Annotated in this window: 16 protein-coding genes; 9 read left to right on the forward strand and 7 right to left on the reverse strand. The window is 71.5% G+C overall.

The window, feature by feature from the left end; translation table 11 throughout:
• Positions 1-318: 318 nt before the first annotated feature.
• From IE264_RS12930 to IE264_RS12955, 6 genes are all read left to right on the forward strand, one after another.
• Positions 319-1560: an NAD(P)-dependent malic enzyme gene (locus tag IE264_RS12930; RefSeq protein WP_015611304.1), complete on the forward strand. Its 1242-nt coding sequence runs from the start codon at positions 319-321 to the stop codon at positions 1558-1560.
• 207 nt (positions 1561-1767) lie between these two features.
• On the forward strand, positions 1768-2736 hold the full coding sequence (locus IE264_RS12935) for a zinc-binding dehydrogenase (protein ID WP_190167639.1): 969 nt from the start codon (positions 1768-1770) through the stop codon (positions 2734-2736).
• Positions 2737-2801: 65 nt separating this feature from the next.
• Positions 2802-4232, forward strand: a complete 1431-nt coding sequence (locus tag IE264_RS12940; protein WP_051821860.1) for a cellulase family glycosylhydrolase — start codon at positions 2802-2804, stop codon at positions 4230-4232.
• A complete protein-coding gene (locus tag IE264_RS12945; RefSeq protein ID WP_032757926.1) occupies positions 4225-4764 on the forward strand; it encodes a GNAT family N-acetyltransferase in 540 nt (179 codons plus the stop codon). The genes IE264_RS12940 and IE264_RS12945 overlap by 8 nt, the downstream gene beginning before the upstream one ends.
• Positions 4765-4795: 31 nt before the next feature.
• Complete coding sequence (locus tag IE264_RS12950) at positions 4796-5005, forward strand: sigma factor-like helix-turn-helix DNA-binding protein (protein ID WP_006127526.1); 210 nt, start codon at positions 4796-4798, stop codon at positions 5003-5005.
• Positions 5005-5583, forward strand: a complete 579-nt coding sequence (locus IE264_RS12955) for a Clp protease N-terminal domain-containing protein (protein ID WP_032757927.1) — start codon at positions 5005-5007, stop codon at positions 5581-5583. The genes IE264_RS12950 and IE264_RS12955 overlap by 1 nt, the downstream gene beginning before the upstream one ends.
• Before the next feature lie 164 nt (positions 5584-5747).
• On the opposite strand, the gene IE264_RS12960 is transcribed toward IE264_RS12955, so the two are convergent.
• Both IE264_RS12960 and IE264_RS12965 read right to left on the reverse strand, forming a co-directional pair.
• Positions 5748-6860, reverse strand: coding sequence for a PadR family transcriptional regulator (locus tag IE264_RS12960; RefSeq protein WP_032757928.1), 1113 nt, complete (start codon positions 6858-6860; stop codon positions 5748-5750).
• A gap of 1 nt (position 6861) precedes the next feature.
• Complete coding sequence (locus tag IE264_RS12965) at positions 6862-7719, reverse strand: DUF4097 family beta strand repeat-containing protein (RefSeq protein ID WP_158706538.1); 858 nt, start codon at positions 7717-7719, stop codon at positions 6862-6864.
• A 153-nt stretch (positions 7720-7872) separates the two neighbouring features.
• Between IE264_RS12965 and IE264_RS12970 the strand changes: the two genes are divergently transcribed.
• Entirely contained in the window at positions 7873-8706 is an 834-nt protein-coding gene (locus tag IE264_RS12970; RefSeq protein ID WP_032758006.1) for a hypothetical protein, read from the forward strand.
• A gap of 12 nt (positions 8707-8718) precedes the next feature.
• Here IE264_RS12970 and IE264_RS12975 read toward each other — a convergent pair whose 3' ends face one another.
• The 5 genes from IE264_RS12975 to IE264_RS12995 all read right to left on the reverse strand — a co-directional run bounded on the left by IE264_RS12975 (position 8719) and on the right by IE264_RS12995 (position 15880).
• A complete protein-coding gene (locus IE264_RS12975; protein ID WP_003966321.1) occupies positions 8719-8904 on the reverse strand; it encodes a DUF6104 family protein in 186 nt (61 codons plus the stop codon).
• 100 nt (positions 8905-9004) lie between these two features.
• The gene (locus IE264_RS12980) at positions 9005-12844 is read right to left on the reverse strand and encodes a multifunctional oxoglutarate decarboxylase/oxoglutarate dehydrogenase thiamine pyrophosphate-binding subunit/dihydrolipoyllysine-residue succinyltransferase subunit (protein WP_032757930.1); all 3840 of its coding nucleotides are present in this window, start codon (positions 12842-12844) and stop codon (positions 9005-9007) included.
• Positions 12845-13125: 281 nt separating this feature from the next.
• Complete coding sequence (locus IE264_RS12985; protein WP_015611313.1) at positions 13126-14202, reverse strand: HAMP domain-containing sensor histidine kinase; 1077 nt, start codon at positions 14200-14202, stop codon at positions 13126-13128.
• The gene (locus IE264_RS12990; RefSeq protein ID WP_015611314.1) at positions 14199-14936 is read right to left on the reverse strand and encodes a response regulator transcription factor; all 738 of its coding nucleotides are present in this window, start codon (positions 14934-14936) and stop codon (positions 14199-14201) included. The genes IE264_RS12985 and IE264_RS12990 overlap by 4 nt, the downstream gene beginning before the upstream one ends.
• 236 nt (positions 14937-15172) lie before the next feature.
• A complete protein-coding gene (locus tag IE264_RS12995) occupies positions 15173-15880 on the reverse strand; it encodes a spermidine synthase family protein (protein ID WP_032757931.1) in 708 nt (235 codons plus the stop codon).
• A 290-nt stretch (positions 15881-16170) separates the two neighbouring features.
• On the opposite strand from IE264_RS12995, the gene IE264_RS13000 reads away from it, so the two are divergent.
• Together IE264_RS13000 and lon are read left to right on the forward strand one after the other, a co-directional pair.
• The gene (locus IE264_RS13000; RefSeq protein WP_032757932.1) at positions 16171-16398 is read left to right on the forward strand and encodes a hypothetical protein; all 228 of its coding nucleotides are present in this window, start codon (positions 16171-16173) and stop codon (positions 16396-16398) included.
• A gap of 162 nt (positions 16399-16560) precedes the next feature.
• Positions 16561-18981 carry an endopeptidase La gene (gene lon / locus IE264_RS13005; RefSeq protein WP_031122978.1) on the forward strand — a complete coding sequence of 807 codons (2421 nt, stop codon included), beginning with the start codon at positions 16561-16563 and terminating at the stop codon, positions 18979-18981.
• Positions 18982-19032: the final 51 nt, after the last annotated feature.

Here is a 19032-nt window from a genome sequence, read left to right on the forward strand (position 1 = left end):
CACCACCGGAGAATCTCCGGTGCGTCTCTCCTGCTGGGCGGCATTTGTGCTGGTTTGCCGACTTGTCCAGATATTCGACTATGAGTCACGTCACCGCATCGGAATGGACTCGTGCGGGACAGGGTTGGTCCGGTAAGAAAGACGTTTACACCCCTCATCCGGGGCTCAGGGCGCGTGTGCGGCGCGCCCGCGCGTATGTACCTCTCCCTGCCGGGGCGGGCCAACCGCCTGGTGCAGGGCACATACGCGGTGCCCGCCCACCCCTCCTCAACCAGGAGTGGCCACCCTCAAACGATGAAGACTTAAGGGGTCAACACCATGGCAGCGGAGATCGTCAATCCTCGCAGCGACAGCACTACCGACAGTGGCATCCAGCGCACGAGCGCAGCGGACACCGGGGCCGACGAGCCCTTCGATCCGGCCTTCGCCCTCCACCGGGGAGGGAAGATGGCCGTGCAGTCCACCGTCCCGATCCGGGACAAGGACGACCTTTCCCTGGCCTACACGCCCGGCGTGGCCAAAGTGTGCAGCGCCATCGCCGCCAACCCCGAGCTCGTCCACGACTACACCTGGAAGTCCCAGGTCGTGGCCGTCGTGACGGACGGCACCGCCGTGCTCGGCCTCGGTGACATCGGACCCGAGGCATCCCTCCCCGTGATGGAGGGCAAGGCCATCCTCTTCAAGCAGTTCGGCGGCGTCGACGCGGTGCCGATCGCGCTCGCGACCACCGACGCCGACGAGATCGTCGAGACCGTCGTCCGGCTCGCCCCCTCCTTCGGCGGCGTGAACCTGGAGGACATCTCGGCGCCCCGGTGCTTCGAGATCGAGCGCAAGCTCCAGGAGCGCCTCGACATCCCGGTCTTCCACGACGACCAGCACGGCACCGCCGTCGTCACCCTCGCCGCCCTGCGCAACGCCGCCAAGCTCTCCGGGCGGACGCTCGGTGACCTGCGCGGTGTCATCTCCGGCGCGGGCGCGGCGGGCGTGGCGATCGCCAAGTTCCTGCTGGAGGCCGGCATCGGCGATGTCGCGGTGGCCGACCGCAAGGGCATCGTCAGCCGGGACCGGGAGGACCTGACCGACGTCAAGCGCGAACTGGCCGAGCTCACCAACCGGGCCGGGATCTCCGGTTCGCTGGAGAAGGCGCTCGCCGGTGCGGACGTCTTCATCGGGGTCTCCGGCGGTACGGTGCCGGAGGCGGCGGTGGCGTCGATGGCGCCCGGTGCGTACGTCTTCGCCATGGCCAACCCGAATCCGGAGGTCCACCCCGAGGTCGCGCACAAGTACGCGGCCGTGGTGGCGACCGGGCGGTCCGACTTCCCGAACCAGATCAACAACGTGCTGGCGTTCCCCGGGATCTTCGCGGGTGCGCTTCAGGTGCGGGCCTCCCGGATCACGGAGGGCATGAAGATCGCCGCGGCGAACGCGCTGGCCGACGTGGTCGGCGATGAGCTGGCGGCGGACTACGTGATCCCGTCGCCGTTCGACGAGCGGGTCGCCCCCGCCGTCACCGCGGCGGTGGCCGCGGCCGCGCGGGCCGAGGGTGTGGCTCGGCGCTGACATTGCGCTGAGCGGTTGTGACTGATCAGCCCCTCCGGCGTTTGAGGAGCGGGGTCCGGGGCAGCGCCCCGGGGGCTCCGCCCCCAGCCCCCCGCTCCTCAATCGCCGGAGGGGCTTGATTTTGCCCCGCTGGCAGGGGCTGTGAGTTGGTGTGCGTCACACGCGTAGGCGGTTACGTCGTCGGCCCGCCCGGCCTATCGTCTAGCCATGTTCGCCGCCTACGCAGCCCGCATCGATCCCGACGAGCCCCTCAACGGCCTTGAGCTGGGCGAACGCCCGGTGCCCGAGGCGCGTTCCGGATGGAGCACCATCACCGTCCGGGCCGCCTCCCTCAACCACCACGATCTCTGGTCGCTGCGGGGCGTGGGCCTCGCGGAGGACCGGCTTCCGATGATCCTCGGCTGCGACGCGGCCGGCCTCGACGAGGACGGCAACGAGGTCGTCCTGCACTCCGTGATCGGGCAGTCCGGGCACGGGGTCGGGCCGAAGGAGCCGCGCTCCATCCTCACCGAGCGCTACCAGGGCACCTTCGCCGAGCAGGTCGCCGTCCCCACCTGGAACGTGCTGCCCAAGCCGAAGGAGCTCTCCTTCGAGGAGGCCGCCTGCCTGCCGACCGCCTGGCTCACCGCGTACCGCATGCTCTTCACCAACGCCGGGGTGCGGCCGGGCGATTCGGTGCTCGTCCAGGGCGCGGGCGGCGGGGTCGCCACCGCCGCGATCGTGCTCGGGAAGGCCGCCGGGCTCCGGGTCTTCGCCACCAGCCGCGACGAGACCCGGCGCAAGCGGGCCGTGGGGCTCGGCGCGCTGGAGGCGTACGAGCCCGGGGCACGGCTCCCGCAGCGGGTGGACGCCGTCATCGAGACGGTCGGGGCCGCCACCTGGTCCCACTCCGTGAAATCGCTGCGCCCCGGCGGCACCCTGGTCATCTCGGGTGCCACCAGCGGCGACCGGCCCTCGCACGCGGAGCTGACCCGGATCTTCTTCCTGGAGCTGAAGGTCGTCGGCTCGACCATGGGGACCAAGGACGAGCTGGAGGACCTGCTCGCCTTCTGCGCCACGACCGGCGTGCGCCCGGTCATCGACGAGGTGCTGCCGCTGGACCGGGCCCGTGAGGGGTTCCAGCGGCTGGCCGACGGGGAGCAGTTCGGGAAGATCGTGCTCCGGCCGACGGAATAGTCCCGCGGAACTCGTCGCCGCCCCATACTTGAACAAGTGTCAGCTTTGCTGATGGGATGCCGCCCATGCGAATGGGCAGAGAACTCATAGCAGTTGTCATCGCGTCCGTGCTGGCGGCGGGGGCCCTCGCTCCCGCCGCCTCCGCGCGCCCGGCATCCACCCAGACCCCCGCCCCGACGACGTACGAACGTTCCATCCCGCCCCTCACCGACGACCGGGGCCGCACCCTCACCCTGCGCGGCTGGAACGTCGAGGACAAGGCGAACCGGGGCGAGGCCGCGCTGAGCGCCATCACCGAACGCCACTTCCGCGACCTGCGCGCGAACGGCTTCAACTTCGCCCGGCTGCTGGTCTTCTGGGACGACCTGGAGCCCCGGCGCGGCCAGTACAGCGAGCGCTACCTCCGGAAGATCGAACGCATCCTGGGCTGGGCGCACAAGCACCGCATCCATGTCCTCATCGACGCCCACCAGGACGTCTTCGGGCCCGCGTTCGGCCACCGGGGCATCCCCGCCTGGGCCACCAGGACCGACGGGCTGCCCTTCACCCCCAACCCCGACGACTGGTTCTCCGAGTATTTCCAGCCGGCCGTCCAGCGCGCCTTCACCCACCTCTACGAGGACCCCGACCTGCGGCGCGCCCAGGCCGCCATGTGGCAGGTCCTGGCGGAACGCTTCCGCGGCCACCCGGCTGTCATCGGCTACGACCTGATCAACGAGCCCATGGGGGAGCTGCGCGAGGGCGAGGACCTGCCGGCCGCCGCCCGCCGGATCGAGGCCCAGCACCTCACCCCGATGTACAACCGCCTGGCCCGCGCGATCCGGGCGAAGGACCGTGACACCTGGCTCTTCGTCGAACCGACCCCCATCGTCGGCGAGGGCGTGCCCACCGGCCTCGGCCGGATCGAGGACAGCCGCACGGTGTACGCGCCGCACTTCTACAACACCGCCATGGAGGCGGGCGCGGACTACGACCCCTCGGCCGGCTGGATCGAGGCGTACGAGGCCGCTGTCACCGCCTACCCGGCCCGGCACCGGATGCCCGTGGTCGTCGGTGAGTGGGGACCCCTGAACAACTCCCTCCCCAACATGGGCCGCTTCTACCGCGAGGCCGTCGCCTCCCTGAACCGCTACAGCTCCGGCTGGGCCGGGTACGTCTGGTGCTACGGCGGCGGCTACTGCGCGGTCGACGAGCACGGCCGCTTCCGTACGAACAAGGAGCGGACGGCGACCCCGTACGCCCCCGCCGTCGCGGGCACGGTCCGCTCCGACACGTACGACGCGGAGGGGCGCTCCTACCGCCTCGCCTACCGTGCGGCTCCCCGCCCCGCCGTCACGGAGCTGTCCCTCCCGCCCTCGGCCCGGGGCTGGCGCGTCCGTGTCACCGGGCCCGCCCGCGTCCTCGGCAGGGCGCCGCACGGGGGCCGTGTGACCGTTCTGGCGTGGCCCGGGGCGGAGGTGGTGGTGACGGTGCGGGAGGCTGGTTCCCATGGATGAACTGACCACCCCCGAAGGGTTCCTGCTGCGCGGTTGGCTCCCCTCGGACGCCTCGGCCGTACTCCGCGCCTTCGCCCCGCCCGAGATGGACCGCCAGACGGACCGGCCCGTCGACGACATGGCCGGAGCGCTGGCCTGGATGGGGGACCGCACGCGGGAGAGGGGGGCCCGTACGGGCTACTCCTGGGCCGTCGTGGGGGAGGAGGGCGAACCGCTCGGCTGCGTGGCGGTCGACGCCGTCAACCGGATCCATGACACGGGCTGGATCTCCTACTGGACCACCGGGACGGCGCGCGGCCGGGGTGTCGCCACCGCCGGAGTGCGGGCGCTGGCGCGGTGGGCCTTCGGTGAACTCGGCCTCTACCGGCTGGAGCTGGGGCACCGCACCGACAATCCCGCCTCCTGCCGGGTCGCCGAACGGTCCGGGTTCGCGCTCGAAGGGGTCGAGCGGGGGAGGCTGCGCTACGGCGGTGTCCGGTACGACCTCGAACGACACGCCCGTCTGGCCGACGACGATGTCAACTTTGATTGACATGGGGGTGGTGTCAATGTAGGTTGACGTCATGACCGAAGCAACGGATCTGGCCGCACGCGCCGGTGACCGCGACCCGCGCGTCGGGCTGCGGGCGGTGGCAGCGCTGCGGCGGCTGCTGGAGCAGCTCGAAGCCGTACAGGTACGCAGTGCCCGCGTCCAGGGCTGGTCGTGGCAGGAGATCGCCGCCGAGCTGGGTGTCAGCCGGCAGGCCGTGCACAAGAAGTACGGGAGGCGCTGATGTTCGAACGGTTCACCCAAGGGGCCCGCGCGACCGTAAAGGGTGCCGTGGGGCACGCGGAGCGCGTCGGGGCCGGGTCGGTCACCGAGGAACACCTGCTGCTCGCGCTGCTGGAACAGGAGGGCAGCCGGGCCTCCTTCGCCGTCGCCGCCCTCGGGCTGCACGGCCGCCGGGCCTCCCTGGAGGCGTCCTTCGCCGAGGCCCGCCGCCGGGGCGGGCTCACGAAGGCCGATACCGACGCCCTCGCGGGGATCGGGATCGACGTCGGCGCCATCGTGGACCGGGTCGAAGGGGCCCACGGCGAGGGCGCCCTCGCAGCCGGCCGGAGCGGCCGCCGGTGGTGGTCGGGGCACCGCCCCTTCACCCCGGGGGCGAAGAGCATCCTGGAGAGGTCGCTGCGGGTCGCCCTCGGGCGCGGCGACCGCTTCATCGGCGAGGAGCACCTGCTCCTGGCCCTCACCGCGGCCCCCGGCGTCGTCGCCGACGTCCTCGCCGAGCACGGGGCCACGTACGCGACCGTGCACCGCGCGCTGTACGGGCCCGAGGCCGACGGCCAGGGGCACGCCAAGGCAGGGTGAGGGCGGGGAGGGCCGGCAGGAGCGGGAGCAGAGGTGAGGGGCGGGTGCCGGTTGTTCCACCAGGCACCCGCCCCCGCTGCAGCCCAACTCGGGCTCGGCCCTTCTTATGGCCCCCGGCCGCAGCCCACCCGGCCGCAGCCCACCCGGGCTCAGCCCACCCGGGCTCAGCCCTTCTTGTAGCCCTTGCCCTTGTCCCTACCCTCGCCCGCGTCTTTGCCTTCGCCCGCGCCCGCGCTCTCGCCGTCGGCCTCCACCGTCAGCAGCGCCTCGATCCGCGCCGCCGCCGCGCCCAGGTGGCGGCGGGCCTCGGCCAGCTGGTCGCCCGTCACCCCGTGGTCGCGGGCCGCGTCCCGGACGGTGTCGCGGAACCGGTCCAGGAGGCGGTCCAGGTCGCGCGCCGGGTCGTCCGTGACCGGGACGTCCTGGCCCCAGTCGGAGGCGCTCCCGGGCGCGGGGACGGCCTCTGCGGCCTCCGGGTCGAACCCGTCCGGCCTGCCGAACGAGGACCAGCCGCCCGCGCGGGCGAAGCCCCCGAGCTGGCCGGTGATCTCGGCCAGACCCTCCCGTACGCCGGAGGGCCAGTCGCCCCGCGCGAAGTGCTCCTGGACCTGGCGGGCCGCGTCCCGCATCTGCTCGCGCGCCTTGTCCTGGGCCTCCTTGGCCTGGCGGCGGGCCTGCTGGGCCTCCTCGCGGGCGCGGCGGGACTCGTCCTTCGCCCGGCGTGCCTGCTCCTTCCACTCCTGCTTGGCCCGGCGCAGCTCCTCCTTGGCCGTGCGCCACGCCTCGCTGTCGCCGAAGTCGCCCAGGTTCCCGAAGTCGGAGAAGTCCCCGAAGGGGGAGGACGTCCTGTCCTTGCCGGTGTCCTTGGTGCTACCGGCGCCGGTGCCCTGCCGGGACTCGGAGGCGGCGGTCCGCATGTCGTTGCGGAGCCGGCCCGCCGCGCCGCGCACGTCATCGCGTATCTCGGCGGCCAGCTCGGAGAGGGAGTCGCGGATCTCCAGCTCCAGATCGGCCAGTTCACCGCTGCGGCCCGCCAGCTCGGCGCGCCCGGCGTCGGTGATCGAGTAGACCTTGCGGCCGCCCTCGGTGGCGTGGGTGACCAGGCCCTCGGCCTCCAGCTTGGCCAGCCGGGGGTAGACGGTGCCCGCGGACGGGGCGTACAGGCCCTGGAAGCGCTCCTCCAGCAGCCGGATCACCTCGTAGCCATGGCGGGGTGCCTCGTCCAGGAGCTTGAGCAGATACAGGCGCAGACGGCCGTGGGCGAATACGGGGGGCATGTCAGAGAACCTTTCCGGTCGGCTCGGCACCGTACGCGTCGTCCTCGGCGGGGGGCCTGCGCAGGAGGGCGATCGAACCGGAGACGGTCGTCGCCTTCAGGGTCCCCGTTCCGGCGCCGAGTGTGCCGGTGATCTTCTTCGCGCCCCACTGCCCGCCGACCCGCAGGTCCTCGAAGGCGTTGGAGACGCTCCCGCTCGCGGTGTTCGCCTCGACCCTGGCGTCCGCCGGGTGCGGCAGCCGGATCGCGATCTCGCCGGAGACCGTGGTCAGCCGGATGTCGGTGGGCTTCCCGGACGGGTCGAGGTCCAGCACCATGTCCCCGCTGACCGACTCGGCCCGGACCGAGGCCCCCGCCCCGTCGACCACCGTCAGGTCCCCGGCCACGGAGTGGTAGCGCAGGTCCCCGGTGACGTGCTGGGCCTCCAGGCTGCCCGAGACGGACTCCCCGCGGACCGCGCCGGTCAGCCCGACGAGGGTGATGTCCCCGGTGACGCCGCGTACGTCGGTGCGGCCGCCGATCCCGGAGACCACGGCCCCGGCGCCGACCACGCCGACCTCCACCGAGGCGGCGGCGGGCACCACGAGCGAGACCACCGCGCTGCGGCGGCGCCCCTTGGGGTCGAGCCAGCGCAGGAAGTCCTGCCAGGGGAGGTCCTCGTACGCCACGGTCAGGCGGCCGTCCTCGTGGGTGACCTGGAGCGGCGGCCCCTCGATGGAGGAGACCTCCAGCCGGGCGCCCGGCTCGTCGGTCCCGACGACGTTGACCGTGCCGCCCACGATGCGTACGTGGAGCGCGGTCACCGCGTCGTCGAAGGTGAGCTTCTGCGGTTCGGCGACGGTCCGCTTCGACACAGCCATGGACAGGACCTCCCGGAAAGGGTTCCGACGCAACATATCGCGTCTCGTAGAGAACACGATATATCGCGGATGGGGGAAGTCAAGCGTCATCCGTGAGCGGCTGAGGCAGGCAAAGAGCATCAGAGTTGGGCAAATTGCCCTAGCGTGTGGCACATGAACGCGACATCCACGGGGGCGCTCCTGCTGTGCCGCGCCGACCCCGAGACCGTACGGCCGCTCGCCCACCTGCTGCGGGAGCAGATGCTGTTGACGCGGGCGGGCGGGGAGTGGAGCGTCCTCGTGCCGGAGGGGAAGCCCTGGCGGGGTACCGGGCCGGGTGGCGGCGACCCCGAGCCGGTCGACCGGGTCCTCGGCGGCTGGGCCACCGCCCTGGCCGTCGGCTCCACCTGGCCGGTGCTCGCCCTGTGGTGGGACGGGGACCGGGCCGGCTACACCCTCGCCGCCGGATTCCGCCGCACCGTCGGCTACATCTGGCTGGCGGACGGCACCCCGGTGGGCGAGGACGAGGCGATGCGCACCTTCGCGGCCCGCCTCGGCCTCGATCCCGTACTGGATCTCCAGGCCCTGGAGGAGCTGACCCGGCCCGACCCGGAGTCGGACGCCGAGGCCCGGCTGCGCGGACTGCTCGCGGTCCTGACCCGTACGGGACTCACGCTGCCGCCGGGGCTCGGCCCGGGTGAGAGCGCGGACCGGCTGCGCAGCGTCGCCGGGGCGCAGCGCGGGGCGGAGCGCATCGAGTGGGCGGGGTGGCGTGATGCCGTACGGGTCGAACTCGACGCCGTCGAGGCCGGCAGCCTCGGCCCCTGGGTGCGCGGCCCCCGGGCCCGGGCCATCGCCACCGCCCAGCTCGCGGCCGGGCTCCCGCTCCTGCTCTGGGGCGTCCACCGCCGCAGCGGGGGGTGGGCGGCCGCCGGAGCGGTACTCCTCGCCCAGGGCGCGCTGGGGCTCGCCTACCACCGGGCCCGGGAAGCTGCCGAGAGGTCTTAGTCGGCCAGGGGCTTACGCGTCCTCGTCGTCCTCGTCGTCCAGCCGGGCCAGCCAGGTCGCGAGGCGCTCGACCGGCACCTCGAAGTCGGGGTTGAGATCGACGAACGTACGCAGCTGCTCGGCGAGCCACTCGAAGGTGACCTCCTCCTCGCCGCGCCGCTTCTCCAGTTCCTCGATGCCACGGTCCGTGAAGTACATGCGAAAAGAATAGCGATGCCCCGAGGTGGCCCGAACGCCGGAGACCCGGCCCCGCGACGAGCGCGGAACCGGGTCCCCGGGATGTACAGCCGTGCGGTCCTCAGGCCTCGAAGACCTCTTCGACCAGCTGTGCCTGCTCCGCCTGGTGACGCTTGGCCGAGCCGACCGCCGGGGACGAGCCGTGCGGCCGCGAGATGCGGCGCAGGCGCTCGCCGTGCGGCACGTCCGCGCCGACGGCCAGGTCCAGGTGGTCGATCAGGTTGAGCGCGATGAACGGCCACGCACCCTGGTTGGCCGGCTCCTCCTGGGCCCAGAGGTACTTCTCGGCGTTCGGGTACTTGGCGATCTCGGCCTGGATCTCCGCACCCGGCAGCGGGTACAGGCGCTCCAGCCGAATGATCGCGGTCTCCGTGTCGCCGCGCTTCTCCCGCTCGGCGTCCAGGTCGTAGTAGAGCTTGCCCGCGCAGAAGACGACCTTGCGGACCTCCTCCGCCTTGACCGACGCGTCGCCGATCACCGGACGGAAACCGCCGGTGGTGAACTCCTCGATCTTCGACGCCGCGGCCTTCAGACGCAGCATCGACTTCGGGGTGAAGACGATGAGCGGCTTGTGGTGCGGGTTGTGCACCTGCCAGCGCAGCAGGTGGAAGTAGTTCGAGGGCAGGGTCGGCATCGCGACCGTCATGTTGTCCTGCGCGCACATCTGGAGGAAGCGCTCGGGACGCGCGGACGAGTGGTCCGGGCCCTGGCCCTCGTAGCCGTGCGGCAGGAGCAGCGTGACGCCGGAGGTCTGGCCCCACTTCTGCTCGGCCGAGGAGATGAACTCGTCCACGACGGTCTGGGCGCCGTTGACGAAGTCACCGAACTGGGCCTCCCAGATGACCAGCGACTCCGGACGGGCCAGCGAGTAGCCGTACTCGAAGCCCATCGCCGCGTACTCGCTGAGCAGCGAGTCGTAGACGTTGTAGCGGGCCTGCTCCTCGGTGAGGTACAGCAGCGGGGTGTAGTCCTCGCCGGTGACCTGGTCCACCAGCACCGCGTGGCGCTGGCCGAACGTGCCGCGGCGGGTGTCCTGGCCGGCGAGCCGGACCGGGGTGCCCTCCATCAGCAGCGAACCGATGGCCAGGGTCTCGCCCATGCCCCAGTCGATCGTGCCGTTCTCCACCGAGGCCGCACGACGCTGCATCTGCGGCATCAGACGGGGGTGGACGGTGATCGACTCGGGGATGTTGACCTGGGACTCGGCGATCCGCTTCACGACCTCGGCGGAGACCGCGGTCTCCACGGCGACCGGGAACGCGGCCTGCGGCTCCGGGATGTGCGGGGCGGCCGGCTGCGAGGTGGCCTCGCGGACCTCGGCGAAGACCTTCTCCAGCTGACCCTGGAAGTCCTGGAGCGCCTGCTCCGCCTCTTCCAGGGTGATGTCGCCGCGACCGATGAGGGACTCGGTGTAGAGCTTGCGCACCGAGCGCTTCTTGTCGATCAGGGTGTACATCTGCGGGTTGGTGAACTCCGGGTTGTCGCCCTCGTTGTGACCGCGGCGGCGGTAGCAGATGAGGTCGATCACGACGTCCTTGTTGAACGCCTGCCGGAACTCGAAGGCGAGCCGCGCGACCCGGACCACGGCCTCCGGGTCGTCACCGTTGACGTGGATGATCGGCGCCTCGATCATGCGCGCCACGTCGGTGGCGTACATCGAGGAGCGCGAGGACTCCGGGGCGGCGGTGAAGCCGACCTGGTTGTTGATCACCACGTGCACGGTGCCGCCGGTGCGGTAGCCGCGCAGCTGCGACATGTTGAGCGTCTCGGCGACGACGCCCTGGCCCGCGAAGGCCGCGTCGCCGTGGAGCGCGACGGGCAGGACCGTGAAGTCCGTGCCGCCCTTGTTGATGATGTCCTGCTTGGCGCGGGCGATGCCCTCCAGGACCGGGTCGACCGCCTCCAGGTGCGAGGGGTTGGCGGCCAGCGAGACCTTGATCTGCTCGCCGTCCAGACCGGTGAAGGTGCCCTCGGCGCCCAGGTGGTACTTGACGTCGCCGGAGCCGTGCATCGAGCGCGGGTCGAGGTTGCCCTCGAACTCCCGGAAGATCTGCGCGTACGACTTGCCGACGATGTTCGCCAGCACGTTCAGGCGGCCGCGGTGGGCCATCCCGATGACGACCTCGTCGAGGCGGGCCTCGGCGGCGGAGTCGATGACCGCGTCGAGCAGCGGGATGACGGACTCGCCGCCCTCCAGCGAGAACCGCTTCTGACCGACGTACTTCGTCTGCAGGAAGGTCTCGAACGCCTCCGCGGCGTTCAGCCGGCGCAGGATGCGCAGCTGCTCCTCGCGCTCGGGCTGCTGGGCGCGGGGCCGCTCCACCCGGTCCTGGAGCCACTTGCGCTGCTTCGGGTCCTGGATGTGCATGAACTCGATGCCGGTGGTGCGGCAGTACGACTCACGGAGCACACCGAGGATGTCGCGGAGCTTCATCATCGACTTGCCGGCGAACCCGCCGACCGCGAAGTCCCGCTCAAGGTCCCACAGGGTGAGGCCGTGCTCGGTGATGTCAAGGTCGGGGTGCTTGCGCTGGCGGTACTCCAGCGGGTCGGTGTCGGCCATGACGTGGCCGCGGACCCGGTAGGAGTGGATCAGCTCGAAGACCCGCGCGGCCTTCGTCACGTCGTTGTCGTGCGACGCGTCGATGTCCGTGAGCCAGCGGACCGGCTCGTACGGGATGCGCAGGGCCTTGAAGATCTCGTCGTAGAAATCGTTCTGGCCGAGCAGCAGCTGGCTGAGGACCCGCAGGAACTCGCCGGAGGCCGCGCCCTGGATGACCCGGTGGTCGTAGGTCGACGTGAGCGTCATGACCTTCGAGATACCGAGCTTGTTGAGGGTGTCCTGCGAGGTGCCCTGGAACTCGGCCGGGTAGTCCATCGCGCCGACGCCCATGATGAGGCCCTGCCCGGGCATCAGGCGGGGCACCGAGTGGACGGTGCCGATCCCGCCGGGGTTGGTCAGCGAGGCGGTGACGCCGGAGAAGTCGTCCATGCCGAGCTTGCCGATGCGGGCGCGCCGGACGATGTCCTCGTACGCCTGCCAGAACTCGAAGAAGTTGAGCGTCTCGGCCTTCTTGATGGCCGCGACGACCAGCTGGCGGTCGCCGTTCGGCTTCACCAGGTCGATGGCGAGGCCGAGGTTGACGTGCTCCGGCTTCACCAGGGTCGGCTTGCCGTCCTTCACCGCGAAGGAGTAGTTCATCGACGGCATGGCCTTGAGGGCCTGCACCATCGCGTACCCGATGAGGTGCGTGAAGGAGATCTTCCCGCCGCGGGCGCGCTTGAGGTGGTTGTTGATGACGATGCGGTTGTCGAAGAGCAGCTTCACCGGGACCGCGCGGACGGACGTGGCCGTCGGCAGCTCCAGCGAGGCGTTCATGTTCTTCGCGACGGCGGCCGAGGGGCCGCGCAGCGTCACGTACTCGGGGCCGGCCGGGGCCTCGGTGGCCCCGTCCGCCCTGGCGGGCGCGGCAGCGGGCTTCGCCGCCGCGGGCTTCGCCGGAGCCGGGGCCGGAGCGGCCTTGGCCTCGGCGGGCTTCGCCTCGGCCGGCTTCGCCTGCGCCGGAGCTGCCGGAGCAGCGGCGGCGGGCTTCGCCGGGGCCGGTGCGGCAGCGGCCGGGGCCGCGGCTTGCGCCGGAGGGGTGGCGGCCGGGGCCTCGGTTGCCGCAGCCCCCGAGGCTGCGGCGCCGGGAACGGGCTTGTCCGCCGTGCCGGAGGTACCCGGCTTGTAGTCGGCGAAGAAGTCCCACCAGGCGCGATCGACCGAACTGGGATCCTGGAGGTACTGCTGGTAGATCTCGTCGACGAGCCACTCATTGGCGCCGAAAGCAGCGGCCGGGTTGGTGCCCGGGCTGGCTTGGTCGGTCGAGATGCTCGAGTTACTGGGGGACTGAGACGACACGGCGGCAACCGCCCTCTTCCGCTTCACAAGGTGATGGACAGCGGAAATCAAGGCTACGCCCCCCAAACCGTTCCTTGCAGACCGGGCCGGTGCTTCGTCGTGCACATCACATCGCAACGCGGGTTTCGGCGCAGGAAATGGCGGGAAACAAGCGAGGTTCCACTGCACTTCGGGTACGCAGGACCGTGGATACGGTCATCCGACCGTATCCCCTTGAGATCCCCTTCAGGGAGGACACGGAGAACGCGCCCTTCCGGTTCGACCCTATGTCAACGGCGCCGTCAACCTCGTCGCTCGGCCGTCCCCGGAAGCGTGACCTGGATGCGGCAGCCCCGAGCGGATTCGGCCACGCCGATCCGGCCGCCGTGCAGATCCACCGCCCAGCGGGCGATCGCCAGCCCCAGCCCCGTGCCGCCGTCGCTGCCCGGACCGTGCGGCGAGGGGGCCTGGCCCCGGTTGAACCGCTCGAAGACCCGGTACCGCTCCGCCTCAGGGATGCCGGGGCCCTCGTCGATGATCTCCAGCTCCAGCGACTCGGGGAAGGCCCCGCGCCGGGCCAGGACCGTCACCCGGCCGTGCGGCGGGCTGTGCTTGACCGCGTTGTCGATGAGGTTGGCGACCACCTGGTGCAGTCGCTCGGCGTCCGCGTGCGCGGTGAGCTCCGGCGGCGAGACGTCCAGATGCAGATGGACATCCGTACGGGAGTGATTGCCCGACCCCGACGACAGATGGCGCTGCGAGGCGGCGAGATTGGCTTCTTTCAGTACGCCCGAGAGATACGGCCACACCTCGAAGCGGCGCGCTTTGAGCGTCACCACCCCGTTGTCCAGACGCGACAGGTCCAGCAGCGTCTCCACCAGCCGGCCGAGCCGCTCCGTCTGTTTCAGCGCCGTACGCATCGTCTCGGGATCGGCGGCCGAGACCCCGTCCACCACGTTCTCCAGCACGGCCCGCAGCGCCGCGATGGGAGTCCGCAGCTCGTGGGAGACGTTGGCGACCAGCTCCTTGCGGTGCCGGTCCTCCGCCTCCAGGTCGTCCGCCATGCGGTTGATCGTCTGGGCCAGGTCGCCCAGCTCGTCCCGCCGCCCGGCGCCGCTCACCCGGCGCGTGTAGTCGCCGTGCGAGATCGACCGGGCCACCGCTCTCATCTCGTCCAGCGGCGCGGTCAGGCCGTGCGCCACGAACTGGGTGATCAGCAGTGTCGCGATCACCGAGAACACGGTGATGAACTGGAACTCGGTCCGGGTCCGCAGGGCGACGATGAGCAGCCCGGTGGTGATGAACACCGAGACCACGACGAGCGTCCCGAGCTTGGCCTTGATGGAGAAGGGCCGCATCCCCGACCCTGGCCGGGTCATGGGGCCGGGGTCTCCAGGGCATAGCCCACGCCGTGCACCGTACGGATCCGCTCGGCGCCGATCTTCCGGCGCAGCGCCTTGATGTGGCTGTCGACCGTACGGGTGCCCGAGGCGTCCGCCCAGTCCCAGACCTCGGCCAGCAGCTGCTCCCGGGAGAGCACCGCGCGCGGGGTGTTGGCGAGGCAGACCAGCAGGTCGAACTCGGTCGGCGTGAGGTGGACGTCCTCGGCGCGCACCCGGACCCGGCGCTGCGCGTGGTCGATCTCCAGCTCGCCGAGGCGCAGTATCCCGCTCCGCGGCGTGACGGCGGCCAGCGCGGCCCGCTCCACCCGGCGCAGCAGGACGTGCACCCGGGCGGCCAGCTCCCGCATGGAGAACGGCTTGGTCATGTAGTCGTCGGCGCCGACCCCGAGCCCGACCAGCATGTCGGTCTCGTCGTCGCGCGCGGTGAGCATCAGCACCGGCACCGGGCGCTGCGCCTGCACCCGGCGGCAGACCTCCAGGCCGTCGAAGCCGGGAAGCATGATGTCCAGCACCATCAGATCGGGCTGCCATGCCTCGGCCGCGTCCACGGCCGCGGGCCCGTCCAGTGCGGTCTGCACCAGGAAGCCCTCCGCCCGCAGCCGGGCGGCAATGGCGTCGACGATCGTGGCGTCGTCCTCGACCACCAGCACCCGGCGCTGAGCCCCTGGGGTGGCCGCCACGCCGTTGTGGGTGGTGTGTGTCTGTTCCATCGCCCCGCCCCTGCCCGTTCTCGCGGGAGGCGAACCCCCGCAAGGCACGGTCTTCGCTCGTGGATTTCGTGGGTGATCCCTATGTGCCGGTCAGCAGCGTAAAGGCAGCGGAGGGCTCCCGGCTACGCAGGGTGTTGTCCCGAGAGTGCGAGCTCGGGCCGGGCGGGGCGGTGGATCGTCGGCCTTGTACCGGTTGACCCGTCTCCCCGCGGGACCGCGCATACCGGGAGGGGGGTTCAGGCACCCCTCGATGCGAGATGGACCACGTCCGGCACACCTCGGGCAACAGCCACTTCTTCGGTTCTTACCCCGGTGAATCCGGCATTCCGCAACGCCTGTTCGAAGGCCGGTGACGGCTGCGCGGACCAGACGGCGAGCACTCCGCCCGGGGTCAGCCGGTCGTGGCAGTGGGCCAGACCGGTGGGGGAGTAGAGGCTCCCGTTGTCGTCCGTGACGGTCCAGTCCGGCCCGTTGTCGATGTCCAGGCAGAGCGCGTCGTAACGCTCCGTGGCGGTACGGAGGTGGGCGACCAGGTCCGTGTGGAGAACTTGGGTACGCGGATCGGCCAGCGCCGCCCCGGAGATCCGGTCCAGCGGGCCCTGCCGGTGCCAGTCGACGATCGCCTGCTCCCGCTCCACGACCACGATCCGCCCCCAGCGCTCCTCCTCGGCGGCCCGCACCAGGGAGAAGCCCACGCCGAGCCCGCCGATCAGTACGGAGGGGCCGCTCCGCCCGGCGGGCAGCGCGCCCAGGGCGGCGTCGATCAGCAGCCGCTCGGAGCGTCCGTCCGAAGTGTCCATCAGGAAGCAGCCGTTGGCGATGATCTCGAAGTGCCTCCCGCGCTCGCGCAGGACGACCTCGCCGAAGGGGCCTTCACGCCGGTCCAGGGTGACGGGGGCGGGCGGAATCATGGCGCAGGTGTAGGTCTGGGTGTCGGGCTCCATGGCCCGGATTCTAGGAGAGTGACACCCTCGTCCTCAGGTGCTTTGATCTTCACAACTTCATTTCATCTTCCCGGGTGGAGCTGTGCCCGGGGCTACTGACGGGCGCGGCCGCCGGACGGAGAAGGCCGACTGCACCCTCGCGGCCCAGCCCTCCTGCAACACCATCGCCACGCCCCCGGTCCGCACCCCGACCGGCACCTCGGACCACGCCCCGATGTACGGCTCCACACAGGGCGGTCCGGGTCTCGACTGGCGGATGAACGGCACGGCGTCCGGCGGCTCGCCGGCGGATGAACGGCACGGCGTCCGGCGGCTCGCTGGGGCTGACCGGCACCCCGTCGCCAGGCGCGTCGTGGAGCACCGGACACGGCGGGGCACTGGAGCTCGACGGGGTCTCCGGCGCGGTGACCGCCCCCGGACCCGTGGTGGACACCCGCCGCCGCTTCACCGTCTCCGCCTGGGCGAAGGCCGACGGCCCGGACTGGAACGTCGACCGGGCCCGGGGTGGCCGGGAATAGCCGTTCCCCGCCGGACGCTCCCGTGAACAGGTACCCCGCTCGGCGGCGAAGAGCGATGGCTGGAACCGGCTGATCGCTCACAGCGAACACCGCAGGGGGAACATTCGGCGGCTCACAAGCATTGAGTCCACATAGCTCAACTTGCCTGCCGAAGGGGAGATCATGACTACCGAGTCCAAGGCGTTCACACCGATCGACCTGCCCGTGCTGCCGCTGGACGACGAGGTCGTCCTGCCCGGCATGGTGGTGCCGCTGGACCTGTCCGACACCGAGGTGCGCGCCGCCGTCGAGGCCGCGCAGGCCGCCGCCCGTCCCGGCGGCGGCAAGCCCGAGGTGCTGCTGGTGCCGCGGATCGACGGGACGTACACGGGGACGGGTGTCCTCGGGACCGTCGAGCAGGTCGGACGCCTGAGCGACGGCGACCCGGGCGCGCTCATCAGGGCCCGCGACCGGGTCCGCATCGGGGCTGGGACCAGTGGTCCCGGCCGGGCGCTCTGGGTCGAGGGGACCGTGCTCGACACCGTCGTGCCCGACCCGCTGCCCGGTTCGGCCGCCGAGCTCGTCAAGGAGTACAAGGCGCTCGCCACCAGCTGGCTGAAGAAGCGCGGCGCCTGGCAGGTCGTGGACCGGGTCCAGCAGATCGACGACATCTCCGCGCTCGCCGACAACTCCGGATACTCACCGTTCCTCACCACCGCCCAGAAGGTCCAGCTCCTGGAGACCGTGGACCCGGTCGCGCGGCTGAAGCTCGCCATCCAGTGGCTGGGCGAGCACCTCGCCGAGCAGGATGTGGCCGAGTCCATCGCGAAGGACGTCCAGGAGGGCGTCGACAAGCAGCAGCGTGAATTCCTGCTCCGCCGCCAGCTCGACGCCGTACGCAAGGAGCTCTCCGAGCTCAACGGCGACCCGGAGGACGAGTCCGACGACTACCGGGCCCGCGTCGAGGCCGCCGACCTGCCCGAGCACGTCCGCACGGCCGCGCTCAAGGAGGTCGACAAGCTGGAGCGGTCCAGTGACCAGTCGCCCGAGGGCTCCTGGATCCGCACCTGGCTGGACACCGTCCTCGAACTGCCCTGGACCGAGCGGACCGAGGACGCCTACGACATCCGCGGCGCCCAGGAGATCCTGGACGCCGAGCACGCCGGCCTCGCCGACGTGAAGGAACGCATCACCGAGTACCTCGCGGTGCGCAAGCGCCGCTCCGACCGGGGCCTGGGTGTCGTGGGCGGCCGCCGAGGCGGCGCGGTCCTCGCCCTCGTCGGCCCGCCCGGCGTCGGCAAGACCTCGCTCGGCGAGTCCGTCGCGCACGCCATGGGCCGCAAGTTCGTCCGCGTCGCGCTCGGCGGTGTCCGGGACGAGGCGGAGATCCGGGGCCACCGGCGTACGTACGTGGGCGCGCTCCCCGGCCGGATCGTGCGGGCCATCAAGGAGGCCGGTTCGATGAACCCGGTCGTCCTGCTCGACGAGATCGACAAGGTCGGCTCCGACTTCCGGGGCGACCCGGCCGCCGCCCTCCTCGAAGTGCTCGACCCGGCGCAGAACCACACCTTCCGCGACCACTACCTGGAGGTCGAGCTCGACCTCAGCGACGTCGTCTTCCTGGCCACCGCCAACGTGCTCGAAGCCATCCCGGAGGCCCTGCTCGACCGCATGGAGCTGGTCCGCCTCGACGGCTACACCGAGGACGAGAAGGTCGTCATCGCCCGGGACCACCTCCTGCCGCGCCAGCTGGAGCGGGCCGGTCTGGAGAAGGACGAGGTCGCCCTGGAGGAGTCGGCGCTGCGCAAGCTGGCCGGCGAGTACACCCGCGAGGCGGGCGTACGGAATCTGGAGCGGGCCGTCGCCCGGCTGCTCCGCAAGGTCGCGGCCCAGCACGAACTGGGCGACCGCGAGCTGCCGTTCACGGTGACCGACACAGACCTGCGCGGCCTCATCGGGCGCCCGCACCACGTCCCCGAGTCCGCCCAGGACCCGGCCGAGCGCCGCACGGCGGTGCCGGGCGTGGCCACCGGGCTCGCGGTGACCGGGGCGGGCGGTGACGTCCTCTTCGTCGAGGCGTCGCTCGCCGATCCGGAGACCGGGGCGTCCGGACTGACCCTGACCGGTCAGCTCGGGGACGTCATGAAGGAGTCGGCGCAGATCGCGCTGAGCTTCCTGCGGTCGCACGGCGCGGAGCTGGAGCTGCCGGTCGCCGACCTCAAGGACCGGGGTGTGCACATCCACTTCCCGGCGGGCGGCATCCCCAAGGACGGCCCGAGCGCGGGCATCACCCTGACGACCGCGCTGGCCTCGCTGCTCTCCGGACGGCTGGTCCGTACGGACGTGGCGATGACCGGTGAGGTGTCGCTGACCGGCCGGGTGCTGCCGATCGGCGGCCTGAAGCAGAAGCTGCTGGCGGCCCACCGCGCTGGCATCACCACCGTGGTGATCCCCCAGCGCAACGAGGCCGACCTGGACGACGTCCCGGCCGAGGTGCTGGAGAAGCTGGACGTCCGCCCGGTCACCGACGTCCGCCAGGTGCTGGAGATCGCCCTCGCCCCGGCCTCGGCCAGGGCGGAGGAGAGGATCCCGGCCGCGGCCTGACCACCACGCAGTGACGGGCGCGGTATCAGGTGCGCGACCGGTACGGACGGC

It is taken from the genome of Streptomyces microflavus (assembly GCF_014650075.1).
In the GTDB taxonomy this organism is placed as follows: Bacteria; Actinomycetota; Actinomycetes; order Streptomycetales; family Streptomycetaceae; genus Streptomyces; species Streptomyces microflavus.

Coding starts and splice junctions, on each gene's coding strand:
- IE264_RS13000 (WP_032757932.1), top strand. CDS start 16,171: ATGAACGGCACGGCGTCCGGCGGCTCGCTGGGGCTGACCGGCACCCCG.
- IE264_RS12955 (WP_032757927.1), top strand. CDS start 5,005: ATGTTCGAACGGTTCACCCAAGGGGCCCGCGCGACCGTAAAGGGTGCC.
- IE264_RS12995 (WP_032757931.1), bottom strand. CDS start 15,880: ATGGAGCCCGACACCCAGACCTACACCTGCGCCATGATTCCGCCCGCC.
- IE264_RS12950 (WP_006127526.1), top strand. CDS start 4,796: ATGACCGAAGCAACGGATCTGGCCGCACGCGCCGGTGACCGCGACCCG.
- IE264_RS12935 (WP_190167639.1), top strand. CDS start 1,768: ATGTTCGCCGCCTACGCAGCCCGCATCGATCCCGACGAGCCCCTCAAC.
- IE264_RS12975 (WP_003966321.1), bottom strand. CDS start 8,904: ATGTACTTCACGGACCGTGGCATCGAGGAACTGGAGAAGCGGCGCGGC.
- IE264_RS12990 (WP_015611314.1), bottom strand. CDS start 14,936: ATGGAACAGACACACACCACCCACAACGGCGTGGCGGCCACCCCAGGG.
- IE264_RS12970 (WP_032758006.1), top strand. CDS start 7,873: ATGAACGCGACATCCACGGGGGCGCTCCTGCTGTGCCGCGCCGACCCC.
- IE264_RS12960 (WP_032757928.1), bottom strand. CDS start 6,860: ATGCCCCCCGTATTCGCCCACGGCCGTCTGCGCCTGTATCTGCTCAAG.
- lon (WP_031122978.1), top strand. CDS start 16,561: ATGACTACCGAGTCCAAGGCGTTCACACCGATCGACCTGCCCGTGCTG.
- IE264_RS12940 (WP_051821860.1), top strand. CDS start 2,802: ATGCGAATGGGCAGAGAACTCATAGCAGTTGTCATCGCGTCCGTGCTG.
- IE264_RS12985 (WP_015611313.1), bottom strand. CDS start 14,202: ATGACCCGGCCAGGGTCGGGGATGCGGCCCTTCTCCATCAAGGCCAAG.
- IE264_RS12945 (WP_032757926.1), top strand. CDS start 4,225: ATGGATGAACTGACCACCCCCGAAGGGTTCCTGCTGCGCGGTTGGCTC.
- IE264_RS12930 (WP_015611304.1), top strand. CDS start 319: ATGGCAGCGGAGATCGTCAATCCTCGCAGCGACAGCACTACCGACAGT.
- IE264_RS12965 (WP_158706538.1), bottom strand. CDS start 7,719: ATGGCTGTGTCGAAGCGGACCGTCGCCGAACCGCAGAAGCTCACCTTC.